Here is a 16264-nt window from a genome sequence, read left to right as displayed (position 1 = left end):
CTCAGCTCAGAAGGTCTTCAGGAACGAGACCAGCGCCCGCTTGTCCTCGTCGCTCAGCTCGGGCTCGCGGCCGAAGGCTTTCTCGTCGGCGCTCAGGCCGTCCTGCCGGTTGAACTCGGCAGTGCCGAAGTAGTGGCCGCGGTTGACCACGAAGTCGCGGCACTTGCTGAGCTCGAGCATCGGCTCGGCCAGGTTGGCGAAGTGCTGGCGGAGTTCGTCGTCGGAGGCGCCGGCCGGCGCGCTGGCGAGCGCCAGCTTGAGCTTGACCAGCAGCGCGCCCACGTCCTTCACGTGCTGGGCCTTGTCGCCGAGCTCGTCGCTCTCGGCGCGCAGCTTCAGGTTCGACAGCAGGTTCACCGGCACCCCGCCCGGGATCGGGCCCAGCACGATGTCGCCGTCCTTCTGCACCAGCCAGGGCAGCCAGCGGTGCAAGGCGCCCTGCAGCGGCTGCAGCGCCTCGGGGGCATAGCCGGTCGGGATGGTGACCACGCTGCGCTCGGTGGTGCGGTCGATGGTGCCGCCGACCTTGGCGCCGAGCACGGCGTCGGCCTTGCGCTTCTCGGGCCACAGCATCTGCTCGATCGCCTGGTCGAAGACCTTCATGCGGCCTTCCACCGAAGGATCGCCGTTGGCCTCGCCGACCGTGTTGTTGAGCAGGAAGGGCGCGGTCGACCAGGCGCTGATCAGCGAGGGCACCCGCGTGTAGCCCCGCCCGCCCGCCGGCATCGCATAGGGCTTGGGCGCGCCGGTGAAGGGATCGGCGAGCGTCACGGTGCCGACCGAAGGCAGGTTCTTGTAGGTCTGCGACGAGAAGTTGTCCCAGATGTTGCCCCCCAGCGCGTTGGTCGCCAGCGGGCTGCAGGCGTTGGTGCGCAGCAGGGTGACGGGGATCCGCGCCTCGGTCGAGAGGTAGTTGTTCTGCAGGAAGTCCGGCGCCTGCACGATCTTGCGCATTTGCGCCTTGTAGTCCTCGGTCTGGGTCCAGCCCCAGTAGCGCTTGAAGCAGTCGACGTAGCCCGGCCCCGCGCAGCGCTGGGGCGTGAGTTCGAGCGCCGCCGGCAGCGGCGGCGCCTTGCTCGAATGGCAGCGCGCGCAGGTGTCGGCGAAGGCCAGCTTGCCGCGCTCCAGCGTGGCGGCGTCGGCGCCCAGGTACTTGTCGCCGCCGGGGGCGTCCTTCAGGTGGTCGGGCTGCGCGGCCTTGAGGAAGAACAGCGCCGTGTTCGGCGTCCCGGCCTCGGTCGCCTGCCAGTAGCTCGAGTTCTTCTGGGCCGAGGCGATCTTGATCGGCGTGATGGTCTTGCCGCCGATCACCGGATTGAAGTGCAGCAGCCATTCCTCGCTGAACAGGCCGATGTTGAGGTAGACCCGGTTCAGCGCGCCCAGCAGCCCGACCGAGTCGGCGCCGTCCTTGAGCACGCGCGGCGTGTAGACCATCGAGTCGGCCTTCGAGAAGAACTCGGTCAAGGGCCCGCTGGCGATGAAGTCGTTGAACTGCTTGTTGTCGAGTTCGCCGCCGGCGAGCTTCTCGCGGCCGATGCGCCGGGCCATCTCGAGCCGCGAGGCGAAGTCGTAGACCGCGTTCATGGTGCGCGGGTTGTTGATGCCGTCGGTCGAGACCAGCGAGGTGTCCATCGCGCCCGGCCGGTAGGTGTGGGCCAGCTGGTACATGTAGTTGGTCCGGCCCTCGGGCTTGTTGGCGTTGTAGATGAAGAGCCGGTCGACCCACATGTACTGGGCGCCGACCGAGGAGCTCAGGTTCTCGAACTTGGGGTTGTTCGGATCGGCCGGCGGATGCACCGGGCTCGGCCCGATGTGGCAGAAGCCGCAGGACATGCCGACCCGGTAGGGGCGCACCAGGTCCTTGCGGTTGTAGTAGCTCGGGTCGGTGTAGTACTTCTCGGCGTCCCAGGCCTTGGCCGCCTTCTCGTCGAAGTCCGGATTCGGAAACAGGCGCAGTCCCGCGATGCCGGTGCCCCAGCCGTAGAACGAACCGACCGGCTGCGTCGTGCCGTCGCCCAGCGGCTTGCCGCGCGAGCCGATCGCGACGCCGGGATATTTGCTCTCGTTCTCGAACGGGTCGGGGGCGCAGTCCTTGCCGCGGACGTCGAGCCAGAGGCCCCGGCGCGCCTTGTCGGGGCCGGCGGCGTTGTTGAAGCAGGGCTCGTTGACCAGGCCGAAGTACTGCCAGCGATTGGCACGCGAATAGCCCAGGCTGGGGTGCGAGCTGATCACCTTCAGCAGGTCGAAGGCGCCGAAGGTGTAGTCGCTCATCTGGTTCCAGAAGCGGTCGTTGCCGCCGCTCCACACCAGCCACATGTTGCGGCCCTTGATCTCTTCCGGCGACAGCGCGACGGCGTTGTCCATGTCGTGGAAGTAGTCCTCGCCGGCATGCGGGAACGATGCCGCGTCGCGGCCCGCGAGCCTCGCTTCGTCCTGCACCTCGCCGGGCTGCGGGCCCTTCGAGCAACCCGCCAGCAGCATGCAGGCAAGCAGCGGCCACCATCGAGCGCCGCGGCGGAAACCCTGGTTCATTGCCATTCCTCCTGCGGCCAGACCTTGGGTGAACGGGCCATCGAGTGCGCAGTGTGGAGGGGGCCTCCCCTATTGGCTATCGGCAATGCGACGTATGGCGATCGATGGCCTCGGCGCGGCCGATCAGCAGCCAGGCGCTCGCCGCGCTCAGCAGGGCCAGGCCGGCGCACGACAGCATGACCCAGCGAAAGCCGGAGACGAAGGCCGCGTTGATGGTGTGGCGCAGCGCTGCCGCCACTTCGGGGTCGGCACCCGGTGGCAGCATGGCGCCGGCCAGCTGGCTGCGCTGCGCCCGCACGAAGGCGGCCGCCTCGGGCGAGGCGCCGATGTCGTGCAGGCCCTGGCCCAGGCCGGCGTCGAAGGCCCAGGCCATGACGACGCCGAAGACCGCGATCGCCAGCACCGCGGCGGCCCGCGAGACCGCGTTGTTGACGCCCGAGGCGATGCCCGCGAGCTCCGGCCCGACCGCGTTCATGACGGTGGTGGTGAGCGGCGCGACGGTCACGGCCATGCCGAAGCCGAGCACCACCACCGGCGGGAAGAAGGAGGTCCAGTAGCCGGCGCCCACGCCCGGCAGCGCGAACAGCGCGAAGCCGGCGGCGGCGATGGCGGGGCCCACGACCAGGGGCAGGCGCGCCCCGATGCGGTCGACCAGCTGCCCGGCCCAGCTCGACAGCGCGAACATGATCAGGATGAAAGGCAGCAGCGCCGCGCCGGCGACGGTGGCCGAGTAGCCCTGGACCTGGATCAGGTTGAGCGGCAGGAAGTAGAGCCCGCCGCCGAGCGCCGCATAGAGCAGCAGCGTCAGCAGGTTGGCGCCGCCGAAGTCGCCGACCCGCATCAGCCCGAGCGGCAGCATCGGCGAGCGCACGCGCTGCTCGACCATGACGAAGGCCACGCTCGCCGCGATGCCCGCCAGCAGCGCGACCGGCACCGAGGGCGCGCGCCAGCCCTGGGTCGGCGCTTCGATGAACGCATAGACAATGCCGCCGAGCGCGACCGTGGCCAGCACCGCGCCCCAGGGATCGAGCCGGGCCGAGGCCGCCGCGCCGCCACGGCTCTCCGGCACGTGGCGCCAGACGATCAGCAGCACCACCGCCGCCATCGGCAGGTTGACCAGGAAGGCCCAGGTCCACGAATAGTGATCGACCAGGAAGCCGCCCACCACCGGCCCGATGGCGGCCGTGATGCCGCTGAAGCCGGACCAGGTGCCGATCGCCCGGCCGCGCTCCTTCTCGGGAAAGGAGGCGCTGATGAGCGCCAGGCTGCCGGGCACCAGCAAGGCGCCGCCGATGCCCTGCACCGCGCGCGCCGCGATCAGCTGCGTGACGTCGCCCGCCAGCGCGCAGGCCACCGAGGCCAGGGCGAACAGCGCGACCCCGAGCGCGAAGATCCTGCGGCGACCGAAGTGGTCGCCGAGCGCGCCGCCGACCAGCAGCAGCGCGGCCAGGAACAGGGCATAGGACTCGACCACCCACTGGGCCTGGAAGGCGCTGGCATGCAGGTCGGCCTGGATCGCCGGCAGCGCGACGTTGACCACCGTGCCGTCGATGAAGGCCATGCTCGAGCCGACGATGGCCGCGGCGAGCACCCAGGGCCGCGAAGCCGGCGGGCAGTCGGCGGCCTCGCAACCATGCCGGATCAGGCTGTCGTCACCGGGAGGCTTTCCGATCTGCGGCATCGCCAAAGTATGAGGCCGCGCGCAGTACCGGACAATCGCCGCTCCATGACACGCTACCAGGCGCTGGCCGCCGAGATCGCCGAATCGATTCGCACCGGGTTGCTGCACCCCGGCGATCGCCTGCCCTCGGTGCGCCAGGCGCGGGCCAGCCGCGGCGTCAGCCCGTCGACCGTGTTCCAGGCCTACTACCTGCTCGAGGCCCAGGGCCTGATCCGGGCCCGCGAGCGCTCCGGCTACTACGTGGCCGAAGGCGCCCGGCAGCTGCCGCCCGAGCCCGAGGCGGCCTCGCAGCCCGAGGACGACGCCCGGCCGCTCGATGTCAGCGAGCATGTGTTCGAGATCCTCGAGTCGACCATGGTGCGCGACGTGGTGCCGCTGGGCTCGGCCTTCCCCAGCCCGCTGCTCTTTCCGCTCGCCCGCCTCGGCCGCGTCATGGCATCCAGTGTCCAGAACCTCGACCCGTGGAGCACCGTGGACGACCTGAGCCCCGGCAACGCGCGGCTGCGGCGGCAGATCGCGCTGCGCTACCTGGCCGATGGCGTGCAGGTCCACACCGACGAGATCGTGATCACCAACGGCGCCCTCGAGGCGCTGAACCTCTGCCTGGCCAGCGTCACGCGGCCCGGCGATGCGGTGCTGATCGAGTCGCCGACCTTCTACGCCGCGCTGCAGGCGCTCGAGCGGCTCGGCCTGGAGGCGATCGAGGTGCCGACCCATCCGCGCGAAGGCATGGCGCTGGACGCGCTGGAGCGCGCGATCCAGCGCCATCGGCCCAAGGCCTGCTGGCTCATGACCAATTTCCAGAATCCGCTCGGCAGCCTGATGCCCGAGGCGAAGAAGAAGGCGCTGGTCGAGTTGCTGGCCCGCCACCAGGTGCCGCTGATCGAGGACGACGTCTACGGCGAGCTCTACTTCGACGACAAGCGGCCGCTGCCGGCCAAGGCCTTCGACACCCAGGGCCTGGTGATGCACTGCGCGTCGTTCTCGAAGTGCCTGGCGCCCGGCTACCGCATCGGCTGGGCGGCCCCGGGGCGGTACGCGCGCGCGGTGGCCCGCGCCAAGCTGACCACCACGCTGGGCGCCTCGGCGCCGACCCAGAACGGGCTGGCGACCTACCTCGAGAAGGGCGGCTTCGACAAGCACCTGCGCAAGCTGCGGCGCGCGCTGGCCGAGCAGCAGACCCTGCTGGCGCAGGCGATCGGCGAGCACTTCCCGCCCGGCACCCGCGCCACCCGGCCGGCGGGCGGCTATTTCCTGTGGGTCGAGATGCCGGCGCAGGTCGATGCCCTGGCGCTGCATCGGCAGGCGCTGGCCCAGGGCATCAGCGTCGCGCCGGGGCCGATCTTCTCGGCCCAGCGCGGCTTCGCGAACTGCCTGCGCCTCAACTACGGCCATCCCTGGGACGCGCGCACCGAGCAGGCGATCGCGACGCTGGGGCGGATCGCTGCCGGGGCTGCGTGATAGATTGCACGGCAGAGCGTTTCCCGGGAAACGCGTGCCCGAACAAGAACGCAAGAGGAAACGGAATGGGACCCTGGCTGGCCAGGATGCTGAAGCGCACCGCGCTGTTGCTGGGCATCGTTTTCGTCACACTGCTGGCGGTGCGCACCTACGACGTGCAGCGCGGTCCCCCGCTCGAACCGTGGCACACGCACGTGCCGCACGAGCTGTCGGGCGCGCAGATCCGCCAGGCCGACTGGCCGGCCTGGCTGGCGGCCGAGAACGCGGCCTTCGAGGAGGTCCGGCGCGAAGTCACCGACAAGCTGCCGCCGGAACTGCGCACGCCGTCGAACCGCTACTTCGACGGCAGCCCGATCTACCCGGGTCACTTCCGCCAGGACTGGAACCGCTCCTACACGCTCGATCCGCCAGGCCCGCCCAAGGGCGTGGTGGTGCTGCTCCATGGCCTGACCGATTCGCCCTTCAGCCTGCGCCACGTGGCCACGCTGTACCGCGACCACGGTTTCGCGGTCGTCGCGATCCGCATGCCGGGCCACGGCACCGTGCCGGCCGGACTCACCCATGTGCAATGGGAAGACTGGTCGGCGGCGACCCAGCTCGCGGTGCGCGAAGCGCGCCGCCGCGTGCCGGCGCCGCTGCCGCTGCACGCGGTCGGCTTTTCGAACGGCGGCGCACTGGCGACCAAGTACGCGCTCGACGCGATCGACGACCCGAAGCTGGCGCGGCCCGACCGCCTGATCCTGATCGCGCCGATGATCGGCATCACCGAGCTGTCGCGCTTCGCCGGCGTGTTCGGCTGGCCGGCGATCTTTCCGGCCTTCGCCAAGGCGGCCTGGCTCGGCATCGTGCCGGAGTTCAACCCCTTCAAGTACAACTCGTTCCCGGTCAACGGCGCCCGCCAGTCGTCGCTGCTCACGCGCGACCTGCAGGCCCACGTGGCCCGCGAGGAACGCGACGGACGACTCGACCAGATGCCGCCGACCCTCACCTTCCAGTCGCTGATCGACTTCACGGTGAGCACCCGGGCGATCGTCACCGGCCTCTATGCGCGGCTGCCGGCCAATGGCAGCGAGCTGGTGCTGTTCGACCTCAACCGCAGCGTCAAGTTCGGGCCACTGCTGCGCTCCGGCAGCGACCTGCGGCCCGACCGGGTGCTGCCGCCGGCGCCGCGGCGCTTCCGCACGACCCTGGTCACCAACGCCGACGTCCACAGCCGGCAGGTGGTCGAGCAGGTCACGGAGGCCGGTGCCACCACGGTCCAGACGCGGCCGCTCGGGCTCGAGTTCCCGCTCGAGGTGTTTTCGCTCTCGCACCTGGCGCTGCCGTTTCCGGTCACCGACCCGCTGTACGGCCTGCGGCCCGACGACAGCGACGATTTCGGCGTCAACCTGGGGGCGCTGGCGATGCGCGGCGAACGCGGCGGCCTGATCGTCAGCCTGGATTCGCTCACACGGCTGTCGTCGAACCCGTTCTACGACTTCATGGCCGAGCGCATCGCGCAGACCCTGCCGGCGCCCTGAACCCGCCGGCCTATCGGGCCCGGGTCCGCAAGGTGCTGCAGACCGCGGCCACCGCTGCGCAGCAGGCAGCCAGCCCCAGGGCGATCACCTGCCCCCGGCCGTCGTGCGGGCTCCAGACGCTGAAGATGCCGGCCAGCAGCACGGCGCCCAGGGTCTGGCCCGTGAGCCGCGCAGTGCCCAGCATGCCGCTTGCCGCGCCGCTGCGCTGGGGCGGCGGCGTGGTCACGATGGTGTGGTTGTTGGGCGACTGGAACAGGCCGAAGCCGAGCCCGCACAAGGCCATGCGCCAGACGATGTCGGCGTTGCCCGGCTGCGCCGGCAGCGCCGCCAGCAGCGCCAGGCCGGTGGCCAGCAGGGCCAGGCCGATGCCGCCGAGCAGCCCGTCAGGATAGCGGCCGATGAGCCGGCCGGCGATCGGCGCCATCACCACGATCGCCAGCGGCCAGGCGGTGATCAGCAGGCCGGCCTCGAAGTGCGAGCGGCCATAGGTGTCGAGCAGCAGGAACGGCAGCGCGATGAAGGACAGCATCTGGGCGCAGAAGGCGCCGACCGAGGTGCCCATCGAGAGCGCGAACACCGGGATGCGCAGCAGGTCGACCGGGAACAGCGGCACCGCCTGCGCCGCCTGCCGCCGCAGGTAGAAAAAGCCGACCGCCAGGCCGGCCAGCAGCAGCACCCAGGCCATCGGACTGGCGCCCTGCCCGGCCTCGCCGCGCACCCCCAGCCGGTCGGCGCCGACGAAGACCAGCGCGAACATCGCCACGTTGAGCGCCACGTCCAGCAGCGAGAACCGCACCCCCGACGCCTTGGCCTCGTTGACCGGCAAGGACCGCAGCCCGAGCACCAGCACGAGCGCCCCCAGCGGCACGTTGAGCGCGAACAGCCAGGGCCAGGAGGCGATCGACAGGATGCCGGCCGCCACCGAAGGACCCGCCACCGAGGCCGTGGCCACGACCATCGAATTGATCGCCATGCCCCGCCCGAGCTGGTTCCGGGGATAGATCAGCCGCACCAGCGCCGCGTTGACGCTCATGATGCCGGCCGCACCCAGCCCCTGCAGCGCGCGGCCCGCGATCAGCATGCCGAGCGAATGGGCCAGCGTCGCGATCAGCGAGGCGGCCGCGAACAAGGCCATGCCGGTGAGGTAGACCCGGCGATAGCCGATCCGGTCGCCCAGCGAGGCCAGCGGCAGCAGCATGACCAGGGTGGCGATCTGGTAGGCGTTGACCACCCAGATGGCATGCGCCGGGTCCGCCTGCAGCTCGCGCGCGATCCCGGGCAGCGCGAGATTGACGATGGTGCCGTCGAGCACCGCCACCGCGATGCCCAGGATGACCACCACCATCGCGTGGCGGCGCTGCGGCTGCGGCAGGCCGTCGAGCGCCGTGTGGGCGGCTTGGGCGACGGGGATGGACGACATCGATCAGCCCACCTGCCCGACGGGCTGGCGCCGGCCATCGAGCGTGAGCCAGGTCAGCGCCACCGCGATCAGCGCGCCGCCGGCCATGCCGGCCACCATCGGCAGCGGCCGGCCGTCGGTGAACAGCCCGACCACCGCCATCACCACCGCGCCGGTCAGCATCTGCAAGGTGCCGAGCAGCGCCGAGGCGGTGCCGGCGATGGCGCCGTGCTTCTCGAGCGCCAGCACCGAGGTGGTCGGGATCACCAGGCCCATCAGGCCGCTGGCGATGAAGTACAGCACGATCAGCACCGCCAGCCGGTCGCCGCCGCCGGCGAAGTAGGCGAACATCGCCAGCATCACCGCGCCGCAGGCGGCGACGCCGGTCTTCACGACCCGCTCGATCCCGAAGCGCTCGCACAGCGGACCGTTGAGCTGCGCGGCGGCGAAGAAGGCGGCCGCATTGACGCCGAAGGCCACGCTGTACATCACCGGCGACAGGCCGTAGTGGTCGATCATCACGAAGGACGAGTTCGCCAGGTAGGTGAAGAAACCCGCCATCGCGAAGGCGCCGATGAAGACCAGCCCGAGGTAGTGGGTGTCGCGCAGCAGCACGCCGTAGGCGGCCAGGGCGCTGCCCAGGCTGCTCTCGACCCGCTCCTCGGCCGGCCGCGTCTCCTTCAGGACCATGGCGATGGTCGCCAGCCCGATCACGGCCGCCAAGGTCACCGACCAGAACACGCCGCGCCAGCCGGTGAAGGCGATCACCGCGCTGCCGGCCAGCGGCGCCAGGATCGGCGAGACGCTGAAGACCAGCATCAGCAGCGACATCAGCCGCGCCGCGTCGTTGCCGGTGTGCAGGTCGCGCACCACGGCGCGCGGGATCGCCATGCCCGCCGCGGCGCCCAGGCCCTGGACGAAGCGCAGCGCAATCAGCATCTCGATGCTGGTGGCCAGCGCGCAGCCGATGCTGGCCAGCGCGAACAGGCCGAGGCCGAAGTACAGCGGCGGCTTGCGCCCCACCATGTCGGACACCGGCCCGTAGAGCAGTTGCCCGACGCCGAGCGAGATGAAGAACGCCGTGAGGCTCATCTGCACCGGCCCGATGCCGGCGTGCAGGCTGCTGCCGATCTCGGGCAGTGCCGGCAGGTACATGTCGATCGCGAACGGGCCGATGGCCGACAACAGGCCCAGCACGAGCGCGATCTTGAAGAAGCGCGAAGAAGTCATTGCCCGATTGTCGCCAAGGCGGCGATGGGCCGTCGGCAGCGGAATGGGCCCGGCTGTGCTAGGCCTCAGAAAAGATCGCCGCTCTCGCTGTCCGGCCTGGCGCCCTCGATGGCCAGCATCCGCAGCTTCGCCGCCGCACCGCCATGGGCCGAGAAGCCGCCCCAGCGGCCGCCGGCGGCGAGCACCCGGTGGCAGGGCACCACCGGCGCGAAGGGATTGAGGCCGAGCGCTTGCCCGACCGCGCGCGCCAGCCCCTTGTCGCCGAGCTCGGCCGCGATGTCGCCGTAGGTGCGGGTGCGCCCCGGGGGAATGCGACGCGCGATCTCGTAGACGCGTCGGTGGAAGTCGCTGACACCTTGGAGGTCGAGCACGATCTCGGCCAGGTCCAGCGCCTCGCCGGCCAGCAGGCCCCGGATGCCTTCGATCGCCGACAGCACCTCGGCCGGCGCGGCCTGCTCCGGCCAGCCCGGGAAACGCCGGCGCATGCGCGCGCGCGTGGCGCCCTCCCCGCCCTCGGGCAGCTGCACCCCGGCGATGCCGCCCGGCCCCCACGCGATGCCGCAGGCGCCGATGGCGGTGGGAAAGAGGGCGAAGCCGTTCGGGGCCATGGCCGGCGCCCTCTTCTATCTCTCTGTCAGGCCGCGCACTTGGGCTGGCCCTGCGGGCCGGGAACACTGGCCGCGATGGCATCGGCCAGCCGCGACGTGACGCGCTGGGCGCCCTGCGCCAGGGCGTCGAAGCCGCCGCCCACGGGCTCCGACAGCGACAGCCGGCAGCCGGTCGCCGGCCCCTCGTCGGTGCGGCGCACCGTCCAGGTGAAGCTGGCATCGACCCGCTTGCCCTCGATGGCGTCGAACTGGTCCAGCTGGACTGCGATGCGTGTCGCCGGCTGGCCGCGCGAGCGGCCGGACTTGGTGACGTCGACGGCGCCCAGCCGGCTCGCAATGCCGCTGCCCAGGGAATCGCGCAGTTCGTTCTCGAACGAGGACGCCCAGCGATGCTGCTCGAGGATGTCGACCGCCGGGCTGTCCGGCGCGTCCTTCTTGCGCACCACCAGCTGCGGCCGGGCGAAGCGCTCCGGCATGGCGATGGGCGCCAGTTCGATGTAGGCCGGCGTGCCGCCCGCCGCCGCCGCCGCTGCGCGGTTCGGCGTCGCGCTGTCGGCCAGGCTGTAGTACTGCGGCCCGCCGGCGCTGCTGCAGCCGGCCAGCAGCCAGGCCGCACCGAGGGCGGCGGCCGCGAGCCGCAAATGGGTCGTCGTCATTTCTGCTTGTCCTCCGGCTTGCCGCGGATCAGGGATTCGGGGTGGCGCTCCAGGTAGTCGGTCAGCACCCGCAGCGAGCCCGCCGCCCGCGTGACTTCCTGCAGGGTCTGGCGCAGGTCCTGCTGCAGCGGTGCGTCGTCGGCGATGGTCTTTTCGGCCGAGCGCAGGGTCTGGCGCACGTCCTTCAGGGCCGCCGCCATTTCGGGCGTGACGTCGTTGTTCAGGCGCCGGGCGAGCTGCTCGGTGCTGCCCAGGGTCTTGTTGAGGGCGGCCAGCGACTTGCGCAGATCGGCGCCGATCTCCTCGAAAGGCACCTGGTTGAGCTTGCGCGCGATGTCGGCCACCTGCGACTGCAGCTCGTCCAGGCGGTTGGGCTGGGTCGGCAGCTCGAGCGGGTTCTGGTTGGGCTCGAGCTTGGCCGGCTTGGCGTCGGTGAAGAAATCGATCGCCACGTAGACCTGCCCGGTCAGCAGGTTGCCGGTGCGCAACTGGGCCCGCATCCCCTTGCTGACCAGCAGCTGCCAGCGCTCGAACGACGAGAAGCGCGAGTCGGGGTCGGTGGCGGAGCGGCGCCGCAGGCGGTCCGGATAGACCTGGATCACCACCGGCATCCTGAAGGCGCGCTCGCCGCGGTCGAACTCGACCCCGATCGACTTGACCTCGCCGATCACGACGCCGCGAAAGTCGACCGGCGCGCCAGGCGACAGGCCGCGCAGCGACTGGTTGAAGTACAGCAGCATGGTCTGCGAAGGCCCGTCGGGTTCCTTCATCGCGGCGGTCTCGTCGCTAGCCAGCATGAAGGAGGTGTTCTCCGCCGCCACCGGCCCGGTCTGGTCGTCGGGCGCCTGGAAGGCGATGCCGCCGATCAGCACCGTCACCAGCGATTGGGTGCGAACCTTCAGGCCGCTGGCGTTGAGGTCGATGTCGAAGCCGCTCGCGTGCCAGAAGCGCGTGTTGACGCCGACGAACTTCTCGTAGGGCGTGTTGACGAAGACCCGCAGCGTGACGCCGTGGCCGTCGGGGTCGAGCTCGTAGGCCGCGACCTGGCCCACCTTGATGCGGCGGAAGTACACCGGCGAGCCGATGTCCAGCGAGCCGACATCGCGAGCCCGCAGCAGGAACTGCCGCCCCGAGTCGTCGCGCGTGACGATGGGGGGCGTCTCGAGCCCGGTGAACTCGCCCGAGGTCTCCTCCGAGGTGCCGGCATCGACGCCGATGTAGGCGCCCGAGAGCAAGGTGCCGAGACCGGAGATGCCCGAGGTGTCGAGCCGAGGGCGCACCACCCAGAACCGGGTGTCCTGCGCCGTGAAGGCGCTGGCTTCCTTCTTGAGCTGCACCAGCACCCTGACATGCGAGCGGTCGGTGGCCAGGCGGATGTGCGTGACGGTGCCGATCTGCACGTCCTTGTACTTGACCACGGTCTTGTTGGCTTCGAGGCCTTCGGCGCTCTTGAAGGTCAGCACGATCTCGGGGCCGCGGTCCATGAGGATGCGCGCCACCAGCGCCACCCCGACCAGCGCCGCCACGATCGGGATCAGCCAGATCAGCGAGGGCAGCCAGTTGCGCCGCCTGACGACCTTCGGCGCGGCCCGGGGCGGCGGGGGCTCGGGTCGGGTGGTTTCGTCATTCATATCGGTTCATTGTCCATTGTCATTTCTTCGGCCGGTGCAGCCGATGCGGTGTCCCAGGTCAGGCGCGGATCGAAGCTCAGGGACGCCAGCATGGTGAGGACCACCACCGCGCCGAAGGCGGCGATGCCGACCCCGGCCGTGATCTCGGCGAAGCCATGGATGCGCACCAGGCCGGCCAGCAGCGCCACCACGAAGACGTCGAGCATCGACCAGCGCCCGATCACCTCGAGGATGCGATAGAGCTTGGCCCGTTCGAGCTGCCGCCAGCTGCTGCGGCGCTGGGCCGTGATGTTGAGCAGCACCAGCGCGCTCAGCTTGAACAGCGGCACCAGGAAGCTGGCGATGAAGATCAGCGCCGCCAGGCCGTAGGCGCCGGAGACCCAGAAGTAGATCACGCCGCTCAGGATCGTGTCCTGCTGGGTGCCCAGCAGGCTCTTGGTGATCATCACCGGCAGCAGGTTGGCCGGCAGGTAGAGGATCGCGGCGGCAATCAGGTAGGCCCAGGTGCGGTTGATGCTGTCGGGCTTGCGCGCGTGCAGCAGGGTGCCGCAGCGGCCGCAGGCTTCGCCGTCGTGCGCATCCTGCCAGGTGGTGCCGCAGTGGTGGCAGCCCATCAGGCGCTGGGTGGCGGCCGCGCTGTCGACGGACCCGGGTTCGCTCATCCGTCCTGACCCGGCCGCGGCTCGAAAGCCATTTCCCAGAAGGTCCGGGGGTTGAAGGCCAGCACCGCCGTCAGCAGCACCGTGAGCGCCATGAAGGCCCAGAGCGCCGGACCGGCGATCACCTGGGCCATGCTGCTCAGCTTGATGATCGCCACCAGCACGCCGAGCAGGAACACTTCGATCATGCCCCAGGGCCGCAACGCCACCAGGGCGTTCACCAGCACCCCGAAACCCGCCGGCCGCCGCTCGTAGCGCATCGGCACCAGCAGGTAGAAGAGGATGCACAGCTGCAGCAGCGGGAACAGCAGCGTGGTCGCGAGCACCAGCAGCGCCACCGGCGACATGCCTTCCGTGCTCAGCGCCAGCACCGCGCCGACCAGCGTGGTCTCGCTGCTGAGGCCCTGCAGCTCGATCTCGACGATCGGAAACAGGTTCGCGATGGCGAACAGGATCAGGCAGGCGACGGTGAGCGGCAGCACGCGGGCGCTCTGGTCGCCGGCATGGCGGTCGAGTTCGGTGCTGCAGCGCGGACAGTGCGAGACCTCGCGCCGGCGCAGCCGCACGCGGCGGTAGACCGCGTCGCAGCCTTCACAGACGATGGCGTCGGGAACTTCTTTCATGGATTTGCGCAGCTATTGTCAGGCAAGCGCAAAGCGGCTGCTGCGACCTGTTCGCCGGGGCGACACCCAAGGCCGCCGCCGGGTGCTAGACCCGCGGACGCCCATCCTCCGCCACCTGCGCCGCCAGGAAGTCCAGCAGCGCCCGCACCCGCGCCGGCAGGTGCCCGGGCTTGCCCAGGTAGACCGCATGGATCGGCGCCAGGTCGCCCGGGTTGAAATCCTCCAGCACCGGCACCAGCCGGCCGGCGTCGATGTCGGCCTGCACCTGGTAGAGCGACAGCCGGCCCAGGCCGACGCCCGCCAGCACCAGCGCGCGCAGGGCCTCGCCGTCGCCGGCCCGCACGTTGCCGTTGACCGGCATGTCGACCACCCGGCCGTCGACCGCGAGCGGCCAGTCCGGCACGGTGCGCCGGTAGGTGAAGCCGAGCCGGTTGTGCGCTTCGAGCTCCTGCGGCGTGTAGGGCGTGCCGTAGCGGGCGAGGTAGGCGGGCGCGCCGACGATCGCCTGTCCGGTGGCGCCCAGCCGCCGGGCCACCAGGTCGGAGGGTGGCAGTGCACCCCAGCGGATCGCGACGTCGGCACGCTCCTCCATCAGGTCGACCACCCGGTCGGTCAGCACGATGTGGAGCGTGATCTGCGGGTGCAGTTCGAGAAAGCGCGGCACCAGCGGGATCAGCACCTGGTGACCGAAGGGCACGCTCGCGTTGATGCCGACCCGGCCGCTCGGCGCCGCGCCCGAAGCGGCGCAGCGCTCGGCCTCGTCCATGTCGGCCAGCACGCGCACGCCGCGCTCGTAGAAGAGCTGGCCTTCGGCCGTGAGCTGCAGCCGGCGCGTGGAGCGGTGCACCAGCCGGGCACCGAGCCGCGCCTCGAGGCGGCCGACCAGCTTGCTGACCGCCGAAGGGGTCATGCCCAAGGCGCGGGCGCCGGCCGAGAAGCTGCCGCGCTCGACCACCTGCACGAAGGCCTCCATCTCGCCGGAACGGTTGATCTCGGTGCGGGGCATTTATGACTTCAGTTCACAAGAGCATGTCGGGACGGCATTCTATTCATGTTGCGGCAAACCCGGCACAGTGAGGCCATCATGCCTGTCGCCCTCCTCGCCCTCACCGCCGGTGCCTTCGGAATAGGCACCACCGAATTCGTCATCATGGGCCTGCTGCTGCAGGTGTCCGCCGATCTCCAGGTCTCGATCTCGGCCGCCGGGCTGCTGATCTCTGGCTACGCGCTCGGTGTCGCGGTCGGCGCGCCCCTGCTGACCATCGCTACCCGCCGCCTGCCGCGCAAGACCGTGCTGCTCGGGCTGATGGCGATCTTCACGCTCGGCAACATCGCCTGCGCCATGGCCGGCAGCTACGAGCTGCTGATGGCCGCGCGGGTCGTCACCTCGCTGGCGCACGGCACCTTCTTCGGCGTCGGCTCGGTGGTCGCCACCGGCCTGGTGCCGGCGGAGCGCCGCGCCTCGGCGATCGCCGTCATGTTCACCGGGCTCACCGCCGCGACGCTGCTCGGCGTGCCGGCCGGCGCCTGGCTCGGGCTGCACTTCGGCTGGCGCTCGACCTTCTGGGCGGTGGCGCTGATCGGGGTCGCCGCCTTCACCGTGCTGGCGCTGTTCGTGCCGCGCGGCCGGGCCGACGCCGCGCCGTCCGCGCTGCGCGACGAGCTCGCCGTGCTGGCCCGGCCGCAGGTGCTGCTCGGGCTGGCGATGACGGTGCTGGGCTTCGCCGGCGTGTTCGCCGTCTTCACCTACATCCAGCCGCTGCTGACCCGCGTCACCGGCGTGCCGGAGGCCGCGGTGTCGCCGATCCTGCTGTTGTTCGGCGGCGGCCTGGCCGTCGGCAACCTGCTGGGCGGCCGCCTGGCCGACCGCGCGCTGATGCCCTCCCTGCTGGGCTCGCTGGTGGCCCTGGCCGCGGTGCTCGGTGCCATGCAGTGGCTGATTCCCACGCCCTGGAGCGCGGTGGTGTTCGTGCTGCTGCTGGGCATCGCCGCCTTCGCCACCGTCGCCCCGCTGCAGCTGCGGGTGCTCGACAAGGCGGCCGGCGCCGGACAGAACCTGGCTTCCAGCCTCAACATCGCGGCCTTCAATCTCGGCAACGCGCTCGGGGCCTGGGTCGGCGGCGTCGTCATCGAGCGCGGGCCCGGCCTGCAGGCGCTGGGCTGGGTGGCGGCGCTGCTGACCTTGGCCGGGCTCGCGATCTCGCTCTGGAGCCGGGCACTCGACCGACGGCTTCCGGTGGCCGCGGCCACCGCCTGCGCCTGAA

At 70.9% G+C, this 16264-nt stretch carries 13 protein-coding genes; 3 read left to right on the top strand and 10 right to left on the bottom strand.

What is annotated here, in order from left to right; translation table 11 throughout:
• Positions 1-6 precede the first annotated feature (6 nt).
• Together QTI33_RS25630 and QTI33_RS25625 are read right to left on the bottom strand one after the other, a co-directional pair.
• Positions 7-2532: a hypothetical protein gene (locus QTI33_RS25630; RefSeq protein WP_286509177.1), complete on the bottom strand. Its 2526-nt coding sequence runs from the start codon at positions 2530-2532 to the stop codon at positions 7-9.
• A 76-nt stretch (positions 2533-2608) separates the two neighbouring features.
• Positions 2609-4213 (bottom strand): MFS transporter, encoded by a 1605-nt coding sequence (locus QTI33_RS25625; protein WP_286509176.1) that lies wholly within the window; start codon positions 4211-4213, stop codon positions 2609-2611.
• A gap of 45 nt (positions 4214-4258) precedes the next feature.
• On the opposite strand from QTI33_RS25625, the gene QTI33_RS25620 reads away from it, so the two are divergent.
• Positions 4259-5674 carry an aminotransferase-like domain-containing protein gene (locus tag QTI33_RS25620; RefSeq protein ID WP_286509175.1) on the top strand — a complete coding sequence of 472 codons (1416 nt, stop codon included), beginning with the start codon at positions 4259-4261 and terminating at the stop codon, positions 5672-5674.
• A gap of 65 nt (positions 5675-5739) precedes the next feature.
• Positions 5740-7194: an alpha/beta hydrolase gene (locus QTI33_RS25615; protein ID WP_286509174.1), complete on the top strand. Its 1455-nt coding sequence runs from the start codon at positions 5740-5742 to the stop codon at positions 7192-7194.
• Positions 7195-7204: 10 nt separating this feature from the next.
• Here QTI33_RS25615 and QTI33_RS25610 read toward each other — a convergent pair whose 3' ends face one another.
• From QTI33_RS25610 to QTI33_RS25575, 8 genes are all read right to left on the bottom strand, one after another.
• On the bottom strand, positions 7205-8614 hold the full coding sequence (locus QTI33_RS25610; protein ID WP_286509173.1) for an MFS transporter: 1410 nt from the start codon (positions 8612-8614) through the stop codon (positions 7205-7207).
• Between the two features lie 3 nt (positions 8615-8617).
• Positions 8618-9823, bottom strand: coding sequence for a multidrug effflux MFS transporter (locus QTI33_RS25605; RefSeq protein WP_286509172.1), 1206 nt, complete (start codon positions 9821-9823; stop codon positions 8618-8620).
• A 65-nt stretch (positions 9824-9888) separates the two neighbouring features.
• Entirely contained in the window at positions 9889-10431 is a 543-nt protein-coding gene (locus tag QTI33_RS25600) for a methylated-DNA--[protein]-cysteine S-methyltransferase (protein WP_286509171.1), read from the bottom strand.
• Between the two features lie 26 nt (positions 10432-10457).
• The gene (locus tag QTI33_RS25595; RefSeq protein WP_286509170.1) at positions 10458-11087 is read right to left on the bottom strand and encodes a PqiC family protein; all 630 of its coding nucleotides are present in this window, start codon (positions 11085-11087) and stop codon (positions 10458-10460) included.
• A complete protein-coding gene (locus tag QTI33_RS25590) occupies positions 11084-12718 on the bottom strand; it encodes a PqiB family protein (RefSeq protein WP_286509169.1) in 1635 nt (544 codons plus the stop codon). Before QTI33_RS25590 ends, QTI33_RS25595 begins: the two co-directional genes overlap by 4 nt.
• Complete coding sequence (locus tag QTI33_RS25585; RefSeq protein ID WP_286509168.1) at positions 12715-13380, bottom strand: paraquat-inducible protein A; 666 nt, start codon at positions 13378-13380, stop codon at positions 12715-12717. The genes QTI33_RS25590 and QTI33_RS25585 overlap by 4 nt, the downstream gene beginning before the upstream one ends.
• Positions 13377-14000, bottom strand: coding sequence for a paraquat-inducible protein A (locus tag QTI33_RS25580; protein ID WP_286509167.1), 624 nt, complete (start codon positions 13998-14000; stop codon positions 13377-13379). The genes QTI33_RS25585 and QTI33_RS25580 overlap by 4 nt, the downstream gene beginning before the upstream one ends.
• Before the next feature lie 85 nt (positions 14001-14085).
• The gene (locus tag QTI33_RS25575) at positions 14086-15006 is read right to left on the bottom strand and encodes a LysR substrate-binding domain-containing protein (protein WP_286509166.1); all 921 of its coding nucleotides are present in this window, start codon (positions 15004-15006) and stop codon (positions 14086-14088) included.
• Positions 15007-15084: 78 nt separating this feature from the next.
• Here QTI33_RS25575 and QTI33_RS25570 point away from each other — a divergent pair, with 78 nt between their 5' ends.
• Complete coding sequence (locus QTI33_RS25570; protein WP_286509165.1) at positions 15085-16263, top strand: MFS transporter; 1179 nt, start codon at positions 15085-15087, stop codon at positions 16261-16263.
• The last annotated feature ends 1 nt before the right edge of the window (position 16264 follow it).

Origin of the sequence: Variovorax davisae (genome assembly GCF_030316845.1) — a bacterium.
GTDB lineage: Bacteria > Pseudomonadota > Gammaproteobacteria > Burkholderiales > Burkholderiaceae_C > Variovorax > Variovorax davisae.
Note: the sequence above shows the minus strand (reverse complement) of the source record. Positions and strands in the feature narration are given on the sequence as shown.

Bases quoted from the DNA above. Each gene is read 5' to 3' on its own strand.
- QTI33_RS25630 (WP_286509177.1), bottom strand. From the start codon at position 2,532: ATGAACCAGGGTTTCCGCCGCGGCGCTCGATGGTGGCCGCTGCTTGCC.
- QTI33_RS25625 (WP_286509176.1), bottom strand. From the start codon at position 4,213: ATGCCGCAGATCGGAAAGCCTCCCGGTGACGACAGCCTGATCCGGCAT.
- QTI33_RS25620 (WP_286509175.1), top strand. From the start codon at position 4,259: ATGACACGCTACCAGGCGCTGGCCGCCGAGATCGCCGAATCGATTCGC.
- QTI33_RS25615 (WP_286509174.1), top strand. From the start codon at position 5,740: ATGGGACCCTGGCTGGCCAGGATGCTGAAGCGCACCGCGCTGTTGCTG.
- QTI33_RS25610 (WP_286509173.1), bottom strand. From the start codon at position 8,614: ATGTCGTCCATCCCCGTCGCCCAAGCCGCCCACACGGCGCTCGACGGC.
- QTI33_RS25605 (WP_286509172.1), bottom strand. From the start codon at position 9,823: ATGACTTCTTCGCGCTTCTTCAAGATCGCGCTCGTGCTGGGCCTGTTG.
- QTI33_RS25600 (WP_286509171.1), bottom strand. From the start codon at position 10,431: ATGGCCCCGAACGGCTTCGCCCTCTTTCCCACCGCCATCGGCGCCTGC.
- QTI33_RS25595 (WP_286509170.1), bottom strand. From the start codon at position 11,087: ATGACGACGACCCATTTGCGGCTCGCGGCCGCCGCCCTCGGTGCGGCC.
- QTI33_RS25590 (WP_286509169.1), bottom strand. From the start codon at position 12,718: ATGAATGACGAAACCACCCGACCCGAGCCCCCGCCGCCCCGGGCCGCG.
- QTI33_RS25585 (WP_286509168.1), bottom strand. From the start codon at position 13,380: ATGAGCGAACCCGGGTCCGTCGACAGCGCGGCCGCCACCCAGCGCCTG.
- QTI33_RS25580 (WP_286509167.1), bottom strand. From the start codon at position 14,000: ATGAAAGAAGTTCCCGACGCCATCGTCTGTGAAGGCTGCGACGCGGTC.
- QTI33_RS25575 (WP_286509166.1), bottom strand. From the start codon at position 15,006: ATGCCCCGCACCGAGATCAACCGTTCCGGCGAGATGGAGGCCTTCGTG.
- QTI33_RS25570 (WP_286509165.1), top strand. From the start codon at position 15,085: ATGCCTGTCGCCCTCCTCGCCCTCACCGCCGGTGCCTTCGGAATAGGC.